Annotated in this window: 16 protein-coding genes; 11 read left to right on the top strand and 5 right to left on the bottom strand. The window is 70.4% G+C overall.

Features of this window, described 5'->3' with window-relative positions; all coding sequences use genetic code 11:
* The first annotated feature begins 4 nt into the window (after nucleotides 1-4).
* The 9 genes from BMY97_RS35600 (at nucleotide 5) to BMY97_RS35560 (ending at nucleotide 10,702) form a co-directional block, all read left to right on the top strand.
* Nucleotides 5-1,300 (top strand): M16 family metallopeptidase, encoded by a 1,296-nt coding sequence (locus BMY97_RS35600; protein ID WP_091626048.1) that lies wholly within the window; start codon nucleotides 5-7, stop codon nucleotides 1,298-1,300.
* Entirely contained in the window at nucleotides 1,297-2,676 is a 1,380-nt protein-coding gene (locus BMY97_RS35595) for a M16 family metallopeptidase (protein ID WP_091626045.1), read from the top strand. Before BMY97_RS35600 ends, BMY97_RS35595 begins: the two co-directional genes overlap by 4 nt.
* Nucleotides 2,676-3,695, top strand: coding sequence for an NAD(+) diphosphatase (gene nudC / locus BMY97_RS35590; protein WP_091626043.1), 1,020 nt, complete (start codon nucleotides 2,676-2,678; stop codon nucleotides 3,693-3,695). The genes BMY97_RS35595 and nudC overlap by 1 nt, the downstream gene beginning before the upstream one ends.
* 278 nt (nucleotides 3,696-3,973) lie before the next feature.
* A complete protein-coding gene (locus BMY97_RS35585) occupies nucleotides 3,974-5,185 on the top strand; it encodes an ROK family transcriptional regulator (RefSeq protein ID WP_091626040.1) in 1,212 nt (403 codons plus the stop codon).
* 37 nt (nucleotides 5,186-5,222) lie between these two features.
* Nucleotides 5,223-6,596, top strand: coding sequence for an extracellular solute-binding protein (locus tag BMY97_RS35580; protein WP_091626037.1), 1,374 nt, complete (start codon nucleotides 5,223-5,225; stop codon nucleotides 6,594-6,596).
* Nucleotides 6,593-7,582 (top strand): carbohydrate ABC transporter permease, encoded by a 990-nt coding sequence (locus BMY97_RS35575; RefSeq protein WP_177231695.1) that lies wholly within the window; start codon nucleotides 6,593-6,595, stop codon nucleotides 7,580-7,582. The genes BMY97_RS35580 and BMY97_RS35575 overlap by 4 nt, the downstream gene beginning before the upstream one ends.
* Nucleotides 7,579-8,469 carry a carbohydrate ABC transporter permease gene (locus BMY97_RS35570; protein ID WP_091626034.1) on the top strand — a complete coding sequence of 297 codons (891 nt, stop codon included), beginning with the start codon at nucleotides 7,579-7,581 and terminating at the stop codon, nucleotides 8,467-8,469. Before BMY97_RS35575 ends, BMY97_RS35570 begins: the two co-directional genes overlap by 4 nt.
* Complete coding sequence (locus BMY97_RS35565) at nucleotides 8,466-9,725, top strand: 6-phospho-beta-glucosidase (RefSeq protein ID WP_091626031.1); 1,260 nt, start codon at nucleotides 8,466-8,468, stop codon at nucleotides 9,723-9,725. The genes BMY97_RS35570 and BMY97_RS35565 overlap by 4 nt, the downstream gene beginning before the upstream one ends.
* Nucleotides 9,722-10,702 (top strand): N-acetylglucosamine kinase, encoded by a 981-nt coding sequence (locus BMY97_RS35560; protein ID WP_091626371.1) that lies wholly within the window; start codon nucleotides 9,722-9,724, stop codon nucleotides 10,700-10,702. The genes BMY97_RS35565 and BMY97_RS35560 overlap by 4 nt, the downstream gene beginning before the upstream one ends.
* A 57-nt stretch (nucleotides 10,703-10,759) precedes the next feature.
* Here the strand turns inward: BMY97_RS35560 and BMY97_RS35555 are convergent, their stop codons facing one another.
* From BMY97_RS35555 to BMY97_RS35540, 4 genes are all read right to left on the bottom strand, one after another.
* Entirely contained in the window at nucleotides 10,760-11,272 is a 513-nt protein-coding gene (locus BMY97_RS35555; protein WP_091626029.1) for an SRPBCC domain-containing protein, read from the bottom strand.
* On the bottom strand, nucleotides 11,269-11,595 hold the full coding sequence (locus BMY97_RS35550; protein ID WP_091626027.1) for an ArsR/SmtB family transcription factor: 327 nt from the start codon (nucleotides 11,593-11,595) through the stop codon (nucleotides 11,269-11,271). Before BMY97_RS35550 ends, BMY97_RS35555 begins: the two co-directional genes overlap by 4 nt.
* 85 nt (nucleotides 11,596-11,680) lie before the next feature.
* Complete coding sequence (locus BMY97_RS35545; RefSeq protein ID WP_091626024.1) at nucleotides 11,681-13,048, bottom strand: GntT/GntP/DsdX family permease; 1,368 nt, start codon at nucleotides 13,046-13,048, stop codon at nucleotides 11,681-11,683.
* Nucleotides 13,045-13,539 carry a gluconokinase gene (locus BMY97_RS35540; RefSeq protein ID WP_177231694.1) on the bottom strand — a complete coding sequence of 165 codons (495 nt, stop codon included), beginning with the start codon at nucleotides 13,537-13,539 and terminating at the stop codon, nucleotides 13,045-13,047. The genes BMY97_RS35545 and BMY97_RS35540 overlap by 4 nt, the downstream gene beginning before the upstream one ends.
* 102 nt (nucleotides 13,540-13,641) lie before the next feature.
* On the opposite strand from BMY97_RS35540, the gene BMY97_RS35535 reads away from it, so the two are divergent.
* Together BMY97_RS35535 and BMY97_RS35530 are read left to right on the top strand one after the other, a co-directional pair.
* Nucleotides 13,642-14,337, top strand: a complete 696-nt coding sequence (locus BMY97_RS35535) for a FadR/GntR family transcriptional regulator (protein ID WP_091626020.1) — start codon at nucleotides 13,642-13,644, stop codon at nucleotides 14,335-14,337.
* Nucleotides 14,338-14,380: 43 nt separating this feature from the next.
* Nucleotides 14,381-15,307 carry a cobalamin biosynthesis protein CobD/CbiB gene (locus tag BMY97_RS35530; protein WP_091626017.1) on the top strand — a complete coding sequence of 309 codons (927 nt, stop codon included), beginning with the start codon at nucleotides 14,381-14,383 and terminating at the stop codon, nucleotides 15,305-15,307.
* Between the two features lie 5 nt (nucleotides 15,308-15,312).
* On the opposite strand, the gene BMY97_RS35525 is transcribed toward BMY97_RS35530, so the two are convergent.
* Nucleotides 15,313-15,741, bottom strand: coding sequence for a hypothetical protein (locus tag BMY97_RS35525; RefSeq protein WP_091626015.1), 429 nt, complete (start codon nucleotides 15,739-15,741; stop codon nucleotides 15,313-15,315).
* Nucleotides 15,742-15,957: the final 216 nt, after the last annotated feature.

Here is a 15,957-nt window from a genome sequence, read left to right as displayed (position 1 = left end):
GGGCATGGCCGATCCCGAACTCGTCCGCTTCACCACCGACAACGGTCTGCGCGTGGTGCTCGCCCCGGACCCGACCGCGCCGGTTGTCGGGGTCAGCGTGCACTACGACGTGGGCTTCCGTTCCGAGCCGGAGGGGCTGACGGGGTTCGCGCACCTCTTCGAGCACCTGATGTTCCAGGGCAGCGAGAGCCTGGAGAAGCTCGCCCACTTCCGGCACGTGCAATCCAGCGGCGGGACCTTCAACGGGTCCACCCACCCGGATTACACGGACTACTTCGAGGTGCTGCCGTCGGCGGCGCTCGAGCGCGCGCTGTTCCTCGAGGCCGACCGCATGCGCGCGCCGAAGCTGACCGCGGAGAACCTGGCGAACCAGATCGAGGTCGTCAAGGAGGAGATCCGCCTCAACGTGCGGAACCGGCCGTACGGCGGCTTCCCGTGGATCCTGCTCCCGCCGGTGCTGTACAACACTTTCGCGAACGCCCATGACGGTTACGGCGCGTTCGAGGACCTCGAGGGCGCCACCCTGGAGGACTGCGCGGCGTTCTTCGACACCTTCTACTCCCCGGCGAACGCGGTGCTCACCGTCGCCGGCGACTTCGAGGTGGAGAACGCCAAAGCGCTGATCGAGAAGCACTTCGGCGACGTCCCGCACCGGCCAGCGCCGCCGCGCCGCTCGTTCGCCGAGCCCGCGCCCACCAGCGAGCTGTACGGGGAGCACCAGGACGCGCACGCGCCGCTGCCCGCGCTCGCCGTCGGCTACCGCATGCCGGACCCGATCAACGACCTCGACGGCTACCTCGCGTACCTGGTGCTCGCCAGCGTGCTGACCGACGGCGACGGCTCCCGGCTGCAGCAGCGGCTGGTGCACCGCGAGCCGCTGGTGGTCGACATCGGCGCGGGCGCCGGGCTGTTCGGCCCGTTCGAGGCCCGCGACCCGGACACGTTCACCATCACCGCGATCCACCCGCCGGACGTGTCGCGCGAGCGCGTGCTCGCCGCGCTCGACGAGGAGCTGGAGAAGCTCGCGGCGACGCCGCCGGACGAGCAGGAACTCAAGAAGGTCACCGCGCGCTGGGCCGCGAGCCTGCACTCGGAGCACGACCGGCTGGTGTCGCGCACGCTGGCCTTCGGCGCGTTCGAGCTGCTGTACGGCGACGCGACGCTGGTGCACCGGCTGGCCGACCGCATGTCGGCGATCACCGGCGAGGCGGTGTCGGCCGCGGCGAAGGCGCTGCGCCCGGACTCGCGCGCCGTGCTGGTCGTGAAGCCGGCCAACTCTGAAGGGACTCAAGAACAGTGACTTCGGCTACGCATCGCAGTGCGGCGGAGATCGGCCGCACGGCCACGGGGCCGCGCCCGCTGCCCCCGCTGGGGTCGCAGTCCTCGGCCACCGAGCTGTCTCATGTGGACACCACGCTGAGCAATGGCCTGCGGGTGGTGGCCGTGCGCAAGGCGACCGTGCCGCTGGTCGAGGTCCGCGTGTGGATCCCGTTCGCGGGCGAGGACAAGCTGCACCCGGCCACCGCGGAGGTGCTGGCGGAGACCCTGCTCACCGGCACCGCGCGCCGCGACCGGGTCGAGATCGACGCCGAGCTGGCGCTGATCGGCGGCGACCTCGGCACCGGCGTCGACCCGGAACGCCTGTACGTCACCGGTTCCGCGCTGTCCAGCGGCCTGCCGACGCTGCTCGACGTGCTCGGCGACGTGTTCACCGGCGCGGCGTACACCGACGCCGAGGTGGGCCGTGAGCGTGAGCGGCTGATCGAGCGCATCGCGGTCTCGCGCACGCAGCCGCGCACGATCGCGCGTGAGGCGTTGCAGAAGCAGCGTTACGGCGACCACCCGGCCACCCGCGAGGTGCCGGAGGCCTCCGACGTGGAGGTGGTGACGCCGGAGCGGGTGCGGGCGCTGCACGCGGCTTCGGTGCTGCCGCGCGGTTCCGTGCTGGTGATCGTCGGCGACATCGACCCGCAGACCGTGCCGGGCGACCTCGAGCGCGCGCTCGGCGGCTGGGCGTCGGACCGCTCCGCGCCGCGGCTGCCCGCGCTGCCCGAGCTGACCGGCGGCAACGTGCTGCTGGTGCCGCGCGCCGGCGCCGTCCAGTCGCAGATCCGGCTGTCCGCGCAGACGGTGCCCCGCACCGACCCGCGTTACGCCGCGGTGCAGCTGGCGAACCTGGCGTACGGCGGCTACTTCTCCTCGCGTCTGGTGGAGAACATCCGCGAGGACAAGGGTTACACGTACGGCGCGCATTCCGGCTTCGAGTTCACCGACCAGAACGCGACGGTGAACGTCGACGCCGACACGGCCAACGAGGTGACCGCCGCGGCGCTGCTCGAGACGCGTTACGAGCTGGGCCGCCTCGGCCTGGTGCCGCCGACCGGCGAGGAGGTCGAGTCGGTGCGGCAGTACGCGATCGGCTCGCTGCTCACCTCGACGTCCTCGCAGTCCGGCCTGGCCGGGCAGGTGATGGCGCTCGCGTCGACCGGCCTCGGCGTCGAGTGGCTGCAGGAGCACCCGGCACGGGTCGCGGCGGTGACGGAGGAGGAGGTCGCGCAGGCGGCGCTGGACTTCTTCGCGCCCAAGCGGTTCACCGGCGTGGTCGTGGGCGACGCGGACCTGCTGGCCCCGAAGCTCACCGCGCTCGGCGACGTCACGGTGGGCGAGCAGGACTGATGACCGCCCCGTACACCCTCGGTTCGCTCCCGACCGTGTCCCGGTCCACTGTGGACCGCCAGGAAATGTTGCGCACCAACACGGAGCGGCTCGTCGCGAAGTGGCCGTCGGCCCGGGTGGTGCTGCTCGACGACACCGGGCGCACCCCGGTCGTCGAGGGCACCACCTCCCTGGCCACGCGCAAGGCGGCCAACTACGGCACTGAGCCGCCGGCCGACGCGGTGTTCCTCGGCGAGTGGGAGGACACCGACTACTGGTCGCTGCCCGGCCGCGCCGAGGGCGACGCGGACACCGTGCGGATGGCCGGCAGCTGGGGCTTCGTCGAGGAGGTCCCGCGCGTCGACGGTGAGATCTGGGTCGAGCTGCGCGGCCACGGCGACCTGCTGGACGACACGTGGGCCGGCCTGTTCACCACCGCCCAGGCCCTGCGGAACTGGCGTCGTCAGGCGAAATTCTGCACCCGCGACGGCTCGCCGACCGAGCTGATCCAGTTCGGCTGGGCCAGCCGCTGCGAGGCGAACGGGCACGAGGAGTACCCGCGCACGGACCCGGCGGTGATCTGCCTGGTGCACGACTACGAGGGCGTCAACGGCTCCCGCGTGCTGCTCGCTCGCCATCCGATGTGGCCCGCGGACCGCTACTCGGTGCTGGCGGGCTTCGTCGAGGCCGGCGAGTCGCTGGAGGGCTGCGTCGAGCGGGAGATCCTCGAGGAGGTCGGCACGAAGGTGTCCGACGTGCGGTACCTCGGTAGCCAGCCCTGGCCGTTCCCGCGCTCGATCATGCTGGGCTTCACCGCCCGCGCCGACCCGTCGGTGCCGCTGGTCCTCGCGGACGGCGAGATCGAAGAAGCCGTGTGGGTCACCCGCGAGGAGGTCCGCGCGGCCTTCCGCAACAGCCAGCTCCGCAACGAAGGCGCCGTCCCGACCCCCATCGCGGGCGGTGCGGCCGAGATCATCCTCCCCGGCAACTCCTCGATCGCCCGCGTGATGCTCAAAGCCTGGGCCGACGCCGAGGAATGACTCAGCAGAAGTAGCGGCCCTGCTCGCTGGCCGGCCGCTGTGCCTGTGCCCGTTTCGCTTGTCGCGGGCCGATAAACGCCGACCCCGCTCACGACCGGCAGTCGATCAGTCACTGTGAGCGCCGGTGTAAAGCGCTGGTTTCGCACCGGGCTCGAAGCGTTACCCGCCCGTTCCCGATGACCATTGACGAGCTGTGGCCGCGCTCACTACAGTCCCCGGAAACCGTCTGTAAAGTATCCTAATTAAGGAGACCGAGGGTGCGAGCCGGCAGTCCGCGGATGCTGCGTGAGATCAACGATCGCGCGGCGATCGAGGCGCTCCTGCGGGCTGGGCCGTTGACGCGGTCCGAGCTGGAGGTCGCCATCGGGCTGTCGAAGCCCGCCACCGCGCAGCTGCTGACCCGGCTCGAGCAGGAGAAAGTCGTTGGCAAGGCCGGAGAACGCGGGGGTGGCCGCGGGCCGCGCGCGCAGCTCTGGGCGGTCAACGGCGGGCTGGCGCACGTGGTCGCCGTCGATCTCACGCCGCACCTCGCGGACTTCGTCGTCGCCGACGTCGCCGGGACCGTGCTCGCCGAGTACCAGGTGCGGCTGCCCGTGCACGAGGGTGCGGACGTCGTCGGCACGTTCGGTGAGGCGCTACGACACGTCACCGCGGCGGCCGGGCTCCGGCTCGCCGATCTGGCGAACGTCGTGATCGGCGCGCAGGGCGCGTTCGACCCGCGCACCGGGCTGCTGTCCTCCGCTCCGCACATTGCCGGCTGGCTCGGCTTCGACGTGCCGGCGCGGCTTTCCGAAGAGCTCGGCATCGCCGTCACCATCGAGAACGACGTGAACCTCGTCGCGGTGGAGGAGATGAGCGAGGGCAAAGCCCAGCACGTCGACGACTTCGTCATGGTCTGGCTCTCCGAAGGCGTCGGCGGCGCCGTGGTCATCGGCCGCCGGCTGCTGCGCGGCGCGACCGGCGGCGGCGGGGAGATCGACTGGATGCGCGTGCCCGATCCGGCCACTGTGGACACCGGCGACCAGTGGCCCGAGGCCGGCGCGCGGTTCGGCAACCTCGTGGACTCGCCCGCCGTGACCCGCCTGGCGAAGGCCCACGGCATCACCGCCGAGGCCGGCTGGGACGCCGTGAACCAGGCGAAATCCCTGCCGGACAACGGTTTCCTCGACGATTTGGCGCGCCGGGTCGCGGGCGGCATCGCCAGCCTCGTCGCCGTCGCCGACCCGCAGCTGATCCTGCTCTGCGGTGAGACCAGCCGCGCCGGCGGCGAGGAGTTCGCCGCGAACGTCGCGGAGAAGCTGCACGCACTGGTCCTGCCCCGCACGCCCGTCGGCGTCGCTTCGGTGCAGGGCAACGCGGTGCGCGCGGGCGCGTTGCAGTCCGCGCTCGCCACCGCCCGTGAGGACGTCTTCGGCGTCGTCACCCCCACGCTCCTCGGGTCTCGCAGGCCCGCGGGGGGAACGCCGTCCGCGGCGCTCCCGACCGAGTAGTCCCCACCGAGTAGTCCCACCGATGAGGAGGAGGGTCATGCCCCTCACGACCCGCATCCGGAGAACCGCCCGAAGGCGCGGCTCCCTGCTGCTCTGCGCCGCGGCCGCCACCGCGCTGCTCACGTCCGCCTGCGGCGCGGCCGCGCCGACCGCCTCGGGTGACGCCGCCGCGCCGCCGGGCAAGGACGACAAGCTCACCATCACCGTCTACAGCAAGTTCACCGACCGCGAGTACGGCGTGGTCACCGCCGCGCTGAACAAGCTCAAGGCCAAGTTCCCCAACATCACCATCAACCACGAGGGCAACCAGGACGACGACAAGCTCACCCAGTCGATCCGCGGTGGCAACCCGCCCGACGTGGCGATCTCGTTCTACACCGACAACCTCGGCGCCTGGTGCTCCACCGGCAGCTTCCAGGACCTCAAGCCGTACCTCGACCGCGACAAGATCGACCTGAACCAGATCCCCGAGGCGGTCCGGAACTACACGTCGTACCAGGGCAAGCGCTGCGCCATGCCGATGCTCGCCGACGTCTACGGGCTGTACTACAACAAGGACAAGTTCGCGGCCAAGGGCATCACCTCGCCGCCGAAGACGACCACCGAGCTGCTCCAGGACGCCGAGAAGCTCACCGAGTTCAACCCGGACGGCTCGATCAAGACCGCGGGCTTCATTCCCGCGATGCCGTTCTACGCCAACCAGGCGCAGTACTGGGCCCCGAACTTCGGCGCGCAGTTCATCGGGCCGGACGGCAAGTCCTCGCTCTCGTCCAGCCCCGGCTGGAAGGCGATGTTCGAGTTCCAGAAGAAGCTGATCGACTTCTACGGCGGCCACGACAAGGTCGAGAAGTTCAAGGCGGGCCTCGGCGACGAGTACTCGGCCGACAACGGCTTCCAGACCGGCAAGCTGGCGATGATGTACGACGGCGAGTTCCGCACCGCGTTCATCAAGGATCAGACGCCGAAGCTGAACTACGCCACCGCGCCCGCGCCGGTGCTCGACAGCATGGCCGACCACTACGGCGGCGGTTTCGCCACCGGCACCATCATCGCCATCCCCAAGGGCGCCAAGAACCCCGGCGCGGCCTGGGAGCTGATCAAGCAGGCCAGCCTCGACACCGACACCCTGGTGGACATGGCCAACGGCCTGAAGAACGTGCCCAGCACCAAGGATTCGCTCTCCTCCCCGAAGCTCGACGTGCCGCCGCAGTTCAAGACCTTCCTCGACATCTACGGCAGCGGCAAGATGGTCGCGAACCCGTCCACCCCGATCGGCGACGCCTTCCTCAAGGCGGTCAACGACTTCGCCGAGAAGTGGCAGGCCGGCTCCGTGCCCGACCTCGACGCCGGCCTCAAACAGGTCGACGCGCAGGTGAACGACGAGCTGGCGCAGAAGGGCTCGGGCGGATGACGTCGACGCTGCCCGTCGAGGCGAGCGCCCCGCCCGCACCCGCGAAGGTGCGGGCGGGGGCCCGCCGGGCGAAGCGCAGGCGGACGGTGTTCTTCTTCATGGCACCGGCGTCACTCGGGTTCCTGATCTTCTTCGGCTACCCGCTCATCGCCACCGTCTACTACTCCTTCACCCGCTACGACCTGATCAACCCGCCCCAGTGGATCGGGTTCGAGAACTACGTGCGGATGTTCACCAGCGAGCCGCTGGTGAAGACCGCGGCATACAACACGCTGTGGCTGGTCATCATCCTGACCGTCTGCCGGGTGCTGTTCTCGCTCGGCGTCGCCTCGGTGATCTCGCGGCTGAAGTCGGGCGTCGGCATCGTCCGCACGCTCTGCTACCTGCCCGCGCTGGCCCCGCCGGCCGCGGCGACGCTGGCGTTCGTCTTCGTGTTCAACCCCGAATTCGGCCCGGTGAACCGGTTCCTGCGCCTGCTGGGCATCGACGGCGGGCTGTGGTTCAACAGCCCGGAGATGTCGAAGCCCGCGCTGACGCTGCTGGCGTTGTGGGGCTCCGGCGAGCTGATGATCATCATCCTGGCCGCGCTGCTGGACGTGCCCGCCGAGCAGTACGAGGCGGCGGAGCTGGACGGCGCCGGCCCGGCCCGCCGGTTCTGGCACGTGACGCTGCCGTCGATCTCGCCGGTGCTGCTGTTCGGCGTGGTCAATTCGATGATCTACGCGCTGCAGTTCTTCACGCAGGCGATCGTCGCCTCGTCCGCTTCGGCGGGCACGGCCGACGTCGCGGGCAACTCGAAGCTGATCGGCGCGCCGGAGAACTCGACGCTGACTTACCCGATCTGGTTGTACGTCCAGGGTTTCCGCTACTTCAACATGGGTTACGCGGCGGCCATGGCCGTGCTGCTGTTCATCGTCTCCGCGGGCTTCACGTGGATTCTGGTGCGGCAACTTCGTAAGGCTCAGCACCAGGAGGAGGGGGCATGACCACGATCTCGGCGCCCGCGCGCCCGCCCGCGTCCGTGCCCCCGCGCGTGCAGTTCAAGCGTCAGTGGGACAAACGCCTCGGCTTCATCGCGACGCACGCCATCGGCATCGCGCTCGGTGTGATCTTCGTACTGCCGCTGCTGTTCGTCTTCCTCACCGCGGTGATGAAAAGCGATCAGGCGATGTCGTCGAGCCTGTGGCCGACGGAATGGCACTTCGAGAACTTCGTCGAGGTGTTCCGCCGGGCGCCGTTACTGGAGTACTTCGGCAACAGCCTGCTCTACTCTTCCCTGGCGACGGTCGGGGCACTGGTCTCGGCCATCCCGGCGGCGTACGGGCTGGCGAAACTGCGCTGGCGTGGCCAGAACCTGTTCTTCATGCTCACCGTGGCCGCGATGATGCTGCCGCCGCAGGTGACCATCGTGCCGCTGTACGACCTGTGGGTGCGGCTCGGCCTCACCGGCACGCTGGTGCCGCTGATCGTGCCGTACTTCTTCTTCGACGCGTTCTCGATCTTCCTGCTCCGGCAGTTCTTCCTCACCATTCCCAAGGACTACCTCGAAGCGGCGAAGATCGACGGCTGCAACGAATTCCAGGCCATGCTCAGGGTGTTGCTCCCGATGGCCAAGCCGGGTATCGCGGCCACCGCGATGTTCTGCTTCCTGTTCACCTGGAACGACTACTTCGGGCCGCTGCTCTACACCGGCGAGAACCAGGACAACTGGCCGCTCTCGCTGGCGATCGCGTCGTTCCGCGGTATGCACCACGTGGAGTGGAACCTCACGATGGCCGCCACCGCGCTGATCATGGCGCCGGTGATCGTGCTGTTCGTGTTCGCGCAGAAGTCTTTTGTCAAGGGCATCACGTTCACGGGAGTCAAGGGATGAAGCTGGCAGTGGTCGGCGGTGGGTCCACCTACACGCCGGAGCTGGTCGACGGGATCGCCGGACGACGCTCCACATTGGACGTCGACGAGATCGTGCTGATCGACCCCGACGCCTACCGGGTGGAAGCCGTCGGCGGGTTCAGCCGGCGGCTGCTGGACCACGCCGGTCACCCGGCGCGGATGCGCACGACCGCGAACCTGGAAGAGGGCGTCGAGGGAGCCTCGGCGGTCCTGATCCAGCTGCGGGTCGGCGGGCAGCGGGCGCGCGCGACGGACGAGACGTTCCCGCACGCGTGCGGCTGCCTCGGCCAGGAGACGACGGGCGCGGGCGGGCTGGCGAAGGCGCTGCGGACGGTGCCGGTGGTGCTCGACATCGCCGAGCGCGTGCGCAAGGCGGCGGGCGACGACACGTGGATCGTCAACTTCACCAACCCGGTCGGCATCGTCACGCGGGCGCTGCTGCAGGAGGGGCACCGCGCGGTCGGCCTGTGCAACGTCGCGATCAACCTTCAGCGGAAGTTCGGGAAGCTGCTCGGCGCCGGCACCGGGGACGTCAAGCTCGTCCACACCGGACTGAACCACCTGAGCTGGGAGCGCGGCGTTTTCGTCGACGGCGTCGACCGGCTGCCGGAGCTGCTGTCCGAGCACGCGGAGTTCCTCGGCGAGGAGGTCACGGCGCCGGTCGGGTGGATGCGCCGGATGAACGCCGTGCCGTCGTACTACCTCAAGTACTACTACGCCCACGACGAGCAGGTGGCCAAGCAGGTCAAGGAGCGCCCGCGCGCCGAGGTGGTCAGCGACGTGGAGGAGGAGCTGCTGAAGCTCTACCTCGACCCGGAGCAGGTGACGAAGCCGGATTCGCTGGAGAAGCGCGGCGGCGCGTACTACTCGGAGGCGGCGGTGCAGCTCGTGCACGCGCTGACCGCGGGCGGGCCGCCGGAGGAGCACGTGGTGAACGTGCGCAACAACGGCACGTTCGGCTTCCTGCCGGACGACGCGGTGATCGAGGTTTCCTCCACTGTGGACTCCGGCGGGGCGGTGGCGATCCCGCAGAAGCCCGTTGAACCGCAGTTCTCCGGGCTGATCGCGGCCGTGACGGCGTACGAGCAACTCGCGCTGGAAGCCGCGGTGAAGGGCGGGCGCGACCGGGTGGCCGACGCGCTGCTGGCCCACCCGCTGATCGGGCAGTACGCCAAGGCCGACCACCTGGCCGATTCGCTGGTGTCGATCAACCGTGACTTCCTGCCATGGGCATGAGGCCCGCGGTGGTCGCCATCGACGGGGGCAACAGCAAAACCGAGGTGCTGCTGGTGTCGCGCGACGGGCAGGTGCTCGCCCAGTCGCGCGGCCCCGGCGCCTCGCCGCAGAACGTCGGCGTCGCGGGATGTGTTATGGCGCTTGAGTCTCTGGTGGTCGAGGCGCTGGCTTCGGCCGGGCTGCCGGCGGAACGGCCGTACGGCGTGCACACCTCGGCGTACCTGGCCGGGCTGGATTTCCCGCGTGAGGAAGAACCGTTGCGCGAAGCGCTCCTCGCGCGCGGCTGGAGCACCACGCTGGAAGTCGGCAACGACGTTCTCGCGCTGCTGCGGGCAGGCAGCTCGGACGGCACCGGCGTCGCCGTGGTCTGCGGCGCGGGAATCAACGGCGCGGGCGTCGGCCCGGACGGCCGCGTGCACCGTTTTCCCGCGCTGGGAAGGGTTTCCGGCGATTGGGGCGGCGGCTACCGGCTCGGCGAGGAGGCCCTGTGGTGGGCCGTCCGCGCGGAGGACGGCCGTGGTCCCCGGACGGAGCTGCAGACCGCGGTGGTGGGCTTCTTCGGCCTGCCGACGCTGCTCGACGTGGTGCAGGGCCTGCACTTCGGCGAAATCGACTCGGCGTCGATCCACGGCCTGTGCCCGCTGCTGTTCGAGGTCGCGGCCGACGGCGACGAGGTGGCGCAGCAGGTGGTCACGCGGTTCGTCGAGGAGGTGAGCGTGCTGGTCGCGGTGATCCTGCGGCGGCTGGACCTCACCGGGTCGGCCCCGGAGGTGATCCTCGGCGGCGGCGTGCTCACCGGCGTCGGGGCGCCGGTGATCGCGGAAATCGAGCGGCGCTGCCTGAAGGTGGCGCCGCTCGCGGAGGTACGGGTGGTCGACGTGAACCCGGTCGTCGGCGCGGCCCTGTTCGGCCTCGACGCGTTGGGCGCGCCCGCCTCGGCGAAGGCCGCGCTGAAGGCCGCCACCCAGCGGGCCTGACCTGCTCGTGAGTGTTCCGGACGGTTCTCACCGTCCGGAACACTCACGAGCCTGGGGTCAGCGGAGGGCGACGGTCTCGCCGGTTTCCAGCAGGGACTTGAGGTCCGAGAGGACCCAGGCCCAGCCGCCGCCCGCGTTCTGCCCGGGGCCGGCGTTGATGTCCTCGTGCACTCCCGCGACCATCGCGGCGTGGTTCGGCGCGCCGGTGAGGTCGTGGGTGACGGTGAGCCGGGTGCCCGTCGACTTGGTTTCCTCGATGTCGTAGGTGAGCGTGGTGTACGGCTCCGCGATCAGCGACGGGTCCATCGTCAGCCGCCAGGTGATCACCAGTCTGCGCGGCGGGTCGACCTCCACGACCTCGCCGTCGAGCAGGTCTCCGGTGAACCCGGAGTCGATGAACGCCTGCGTCGGGCGGACGCGGTGCTTGCCGCCGGGCGTGAGGTCGAAGTCGGCCAGGCCGCCGTAGCCGTACTTCTCGGTCCACTCGGGCTTGGTGATGGCGTCCCAGATCGCCTGCGGGCTCGCCTTGATGTAAACGCGGTTGACCTGCACGGTCTTCGTCTCGGTCATTCCGGTGACTCCTTCTCCAGTTCGGCTTTGAGGTCGAGCAGCGCCGCGGTGTGGCGCGCGGTGTACTTGCCGATCCACCGGTCGTGGATCTGCCGGATCGGCACCGCGTTCAGGAAGTGCCGCTTCTCGCGCCCTTCCTTGCGGCTGGTGACCAGCCCGGCCTCCTCCAGCAGTTTCAGGTGTTTCATCACGCCGAAGCGCGTCATGTCCACTTCGGACTCCAGCTCGCCCAGTGTCCGGCCGTCCCCGGCGAACAGCAGGTCGAGCAGGAACCGCCGGGTGGGGTCGGCCAGAGCCTTGAACACCAGGTCGTCCTCCGGCATGAGCCGAGAATAGGTGACCAAAAGGTCACATGTCAACCAGTGCGGCGCCGCAGGACCATTCGCGGTCCCGCGGCGCTGTCGCGGGCTACAGCAGGGCGCCGAGCGGGAGGATCAGGCCGATCGCGACCACGGAGATGATCGTCTCCATCACCGACCAGGTCTTCAGCGTCTGGCCGACCGACAGGCCGAAGTACTCCTTGACCAGCCAGAACCCGGCGTCGTTCACGTGGGAGAAGAACAGCGAGCCGGCGCCGATGGCGAGGACCAGCAGGGCGTTGTGCGTCGGGTCGAGGGTGGCGGCCAGCGGGGCGACGATGCCGGCGGCGGACACCGTCGCGACCGTCGCCGAGCCGGTGGCCAGCCGGATCGCGACGGCGACCAGCCAGCCCAGCAGCAGCGGGGAGAAGTGGGCGCCGGTGGCGAGGCTGGTGATCACGTCGCCGACGCCCGCGTCCACCAGCGTCTGCTTGAACCCGCCGCCCGCGGCGACGATCAGCATGATGCCGGCGATCGGGCCCAGCGAATCGCCGATGATCGAGCTCAGCTTGGCCCGGTTGAGCAGCGCGGGGCGGCCCAGCACGACCATGCCGACGAGCACGGCGAGCAGCAGGGCGACCAGTGGGTCGCCGATGAAGTCGAGCACCCGTCGGACGCCGTTTTCCTTGCCCGCCAAGATGTCCGCCAGCGCCTTGGCCAGCATGAGCACCACGGGGAGGAGCACAGTGGACAGTGTCGCGCCGAAGCTCGGCCGGTGCTCGGCGTCGCTGCGCTCCGAATCGGGCACGAGCCGTTCGGGCGGCGTGGCGTCGGGCACGAGCTTCGCGGCCAGGCGGCCGAACAGCGGGCCCGCGATGACCACCGTCGGCAGGCCGACGAGCAGGCCGAGGGCGAGCGTGATGCCGACGTTGGCGTTCAGCGAGCCGGCGGCCGCGAGCGGCCCGGGGTGCGGCGGGATCAGGCCGTGCAGCACCGACAGCCCGGCCAGCGCCGGAACTCCCAGCAGCAGCACGGGTTTCCCGCTGCGCTTGGCGACCAGCAGCACCACCGGGATCAGCATCACCAGGCCGATCTCGAAGAACATCGGCAGCCCGATCAGCGCGGCGATCAGCGCCATCGCCCACGGCAGCCCGCGGCCGCGCACCCGGCCGAGCACGGTGTCCACGATCCGGTCGGCGCCGCCGGAATCGGCCAGCAGCTTGCCGAGCATCGCGCCGAACGCGATCAGCACGCCCACCGACGCGATGGTGCTGCCGACCCCCTTCTCGAAGCTCGCCAGCAACTTGTCGACCGGCATCCCGGCGACCAGGCCGAGCACGCCGGAGCCGAGGGTGAGCGCGAGCAGCGGATGCAGCTTCGTCTTGCTGATCAGGAAGACGATCACGGCGATGGCGAGCACCGTCGCGGCGATCAGGCGGGTGTCGTGGCCGGTCCAGCCGGCGGCAAGGGTGGTCATGCGCGCTCCCGAAAAGCGGTCAGTGCGGCGGCGGTGAGGTCGGCGGGACTCTTGGCGATGTCGAATACGCGGCCCGGCTCGTCCGGCTGGAGCGGCTCGAGGTCCGCGAGCTGGGAGTCGAGCAGTGAGACGGGCATGAAGTGGCCGGTGCGGGTTTTCATCCGCTCGGCGAGGACGTCCCGGTCACCGTTCAGGTGCAGGAACCAGACGCGGCCCCCGGTTCGCAGGACGTCTCGGTAGCGGCGCTTGAGCGCGGACGACGTGACCACGCCGCCGGCCTCCTGGTGTCGCCGGATCCACTCGGCGATGGCCTCGAGCCAGGGCGCGCGGTCGGCGTCGGTGAGCGCGTGGCCCGCGGTCATCTTGTCGATGTTGGCCCGCGGGTGGAAGGTGTCGGCCTCGGCGTATTCGACGCCCAGCTGCTCGGCCAGCGCAGTGCCGACCGTCGTCTTGCCGGATCCCGAAACACCCATCACCACGATGACGGTCATCCGCACCTCCCACGTCCTTGTGCCCGGAGCAGTCAAACTCAAAAGTACTACTTAATCAAGAAGAAGTAGTACTTAATCGAATCAGAGGGCTAGATTGATCGAATGGGGAGTGACAGGCACGAGGAAGTCCTCGACGCGCTGGGTGCGGCGATCGCGGGTGGTGAGCTGGTGCCGGGCTCGGTGCTGCGTTCCGACGAGCTGCAGGAGCGCTTCGGCGCGTCGCGGACTGTCGCGCGCGAAGTCGTGCGCGTGCTGGAGACGATGCGGCTGACCAGCAGCCGGCGGCGCGTCGGCGTGATCGTGCGCGAACCGTCCGAGTGGAACCACTACGACCCGCGGCTGATCCGCTGGCAGCTGGACGGCCCGGGCCGCGCCGTCGCCCTGCGGACGCTGACCGAGCTGCGGTCGGGCGTCGAGCCGTGCGCCGCGCGGTTCGCGGCCCTGCGCGCGACCCCGGAGGACCGCGGCCGGCTGCGCGCGCTGGCAGCGCACCTCGAGCGCACGGCGCGGGAACGGGACCTTTCGACGTTCCTCGGCCACGACGTCGCGTTCCACGATCTGCTGCTGTCGGCCTCGGGAAATCCGATGTTCGCGCAGCTGTCTTCGGTGGTCGCCGAGGTGCTGGCGGGTCGCACCGAGCACGGCCTGATGCCCGCGGAGCCGCAGCCGGAAGCCGTCGCGTGGCACGTGGAGGTCGCCCACGCCGTCGACGCGGGCGAGGCCGACCGGGCCGAGCGCGCGATGCGCGACATCGTCGACCAGGCACGCGACGAGATCGCCGCCGCCGTGGCCGGGTAATCTCGGGCCCGCACTCGAACTTTCACGAATCCGGGGGGCTTCTGTGAGCGCGGCGCGCGCGATCGGCTTGATGCTGGGCCTGGCGGCGGACGGCGCCTTGGGCAACCCCCGGCGACGCCCTCCGGTCACCGCCTTCCGCCGCCTGGCTTCGGCGCCTCTCGGCCCCGCGTCGGTGCGGTCCGTGGTGGCCGGATTGGGCGTGGCGGCCGCGGCGGTGGGCGCCGGGGTGGCCGTCGAGCGGGCCGGCCGGGGACGACCGGTGGTGCAGGCCGCGACGACGGCCGTGACCACGTGGGCGGTCGTCGGCGCGGCCGGGCTCGTCACGCAGGGCACCGAGCTGGCGCGGGACCTCGAGGAAGGCCGTCTCGAACCGGCCCGCGGCACACTGTCCGAATTGGACACCCGGGTCGCGGACGGGCTCGGGCTGATCGGGCTTTCCCGTGCCGCCGTGGAAACCCTGGCGGAGAACACGTCCGAAGTGGTCGTCGCGCCGCTGCTGTGGGGCGCGCTCGCGGGGGTGCCGGGCCTGCTGGCGTCCCGGATGATCAGCGTGCTGCGGCAGACGGCCAGGGGCACCGGCAGGCACCACTGGGCGGTCGAGCGGATCGACGAGCTGATCCACCTGATCCCGACCCGCGCCGCGGCGAGCCTGACGGTGCTGGCGGCCCCCGTCGTCGGCGGCTCCGCGGGCGGCGCCTGGCGAGCCTGGCGCCGCGACACGATCGCCCACCCCAGCCCGAACGCCGGCCGCGTCGAAGCCGCTTTCGCCGGCGCACTGGAAATCCGCGTCGGCGGCCGCACGGTGTACCCGCACGGCGTCGTGGAACTCCCGGTCCTGGGCGTCGGCCGCAACCCGGACGCGGGCCACGTCACCCGAGCCGTCGAGCTCTCCCGGGTGGTCGGCTGGCTCGCCGGCGCTACTTCGGTGGTGGTGGCCCTGACGGTGGGGCTGCGTCACCGGAAGGGTTGAGCTGCTCAACGTTGGGTCAGCGCCTTCAGCTCGACGGCCAGCGCGGGAGACGCGTAGGTCTTCAGGACATCGGCACGTGCTGGGCAGACTTCCAGGTTCGGACAGGCGAGCGGGATGAGCGCGCGGAGTGCTTTCGTGAGGTGACCGACCGGGAGAGCTGCGAGTAGCTTCTTCGTGCCGAACGCCGACGCTGCACCCAGCGTCGTCGCCATGAACTTCGGGAGCCCGAGCGCGAGGAGCCCAGCACTCACCGGTTGCTGGAGCAGCTGGGCGTAGGTCGCCGGATCGAGCCCTTTCGCGAGGCCGTCGAGCTTGAGGCAGAGGCCGTGGCCATGGCGGAACGCCGGGCGGTACCAGGGCGCCTGGTCCAAGAGCCGGTTCGCGAGGCGGACGTAGAAGCCGTCCTCGTCGAAGACGTAGGTAACTGCGTCCATCGAGACCGCGGAGGGCTTCTGTTTCAGTACTTCGCGGGCACGGCCACGCCGTTCCTTTCGCTGGTCGCGCGGCGGTGCGGGAGTCGGCGCGGCGGCAGGGCGTGGGCCGGTTCCACCTCGTGACGCTGTCCGAGCTGCAGTCGGGTTCCGGGGAAGTGAGTGAGCGCTGCGGTCGGCCCTTCCGGTCGCGTTCTGCCGCAGTGCTCGCCTCTCGCA

Origin of the sequence: Amycolatopsis saalfeldensis (assembly GCF_900110575.1) — a bacterium.
Lineage (GTDB): Bacteria > Actinomycetota > Actinomycetes > Mycobacteriales > Pseudonocardiaceae > Amycolatopsis > Amycolatopsis saalfeldensis.
This window is presented reverse-complemented; position numbering and strand designations above follow the sequence as displayed.

Excerpts from the sequence above, each read along its gene's own strand:
- BMY97_RS35600 (WP_091626048.1), top strand. The coding sequence starts at position 5 with ATGGCCGATCCCGAACTCGTCCGCTTCACCACCGACAACGGTCTGCGC.
- nudC (WP_091626043.1), top strand. The coding sequence starts at position 2,676 with ATGACCGCCCCGTACACCCTCGGTTCGCTCCCGACCGTGTCCCGGTCC.
- BMY97_RS35585 (WP_091626040.1), top strand. The coding sequence starts at position 3,974 with ATGCTGCGTGAGATCAACGATCGCGCGGCGATCGAGGCGCTCCTGCGG.
- BMY97_RS35580 (WP_091626037.1), top strand. The coding sequence starts at position 5,223 with ATGCCCCTCACGACCCGCATCCGGAGAACCGCCCGAAGGCGCGGCTCC.
- BMY97_RS35575 (WP_177231695.1), top strand. The coding sequence starts at position 6,593 with ATGACGTCGACGCTGCCCGTCGAGGCGAGCGCCCCGCCCGCACCCGCG.
- BMY97_RS35570 (WP_091626034.1), top strand. The coding sequence starts at position 7,579 with ATGACCACGATCTCGGCGCCCGCGCGCCCGCCCGCGTCCGTGCCCCCG.
- BMY97_RS35565 (WP_091626031.1), top strand. The coding sequence starts at position 8,466 with ATGAAGCTGGCAGTGGTCGGCGGTGGGTCCACCTACACGCCGGAGCTG.
- BMY97_RS35560 (WP_091626371.1), top strand. The coding sequence starts at position 9,722 with ATGAGGCCCGCGGTGGTCGCCATCGACGGGGGCAACAGCAAAACCGAG.
- BMY97_RS35555 (WP_091626029.1), bottom strand. The coding sequence starts at position 11,272 with ATGACCGAGACGAAGACCGTGCAGGTCAACCGCGTTTACATCAAGGCG.
- BMY97_RS35550 (WP_091626027.1), bottom strand. The coding sequence starts at position 11,595 with ATGCCGGAGGACGACCTGGTGTTCAAGGCTCTGGCCGACCCCACCCGG.
- BMY97_RS35545 (WP_091626024.1), bottom strand. The coding sequence starts at position 13,048 with ATGACCACCCTTGCCGCCGGCTGGACCGGCCACGACACCCGCCTGATC.
- BMY97_RS35540 (WP_177231694.1), bottom strand. The coding sequence starts at position 13,539 with ATGACCGTCATCGTGGTGATGGGTGTTTCGGGATCCGGCAAGACGACG.
- BMY97_RS35535 (WP_091626020.1), top strand. The coding sequence starts at position 13,642 with ATGGGGAGTGACAGGCACGAGGAAGTCCTCGACGCGCTGGGTGCGGCG.
- BMY97_RS35525 (WP_091626015.1), bottom strand. The coding sequence starts at position 15,741 with ATGGACGCAGTTACCTACGTCTTCGACGAGGACGGCTTCTACGTCCGC.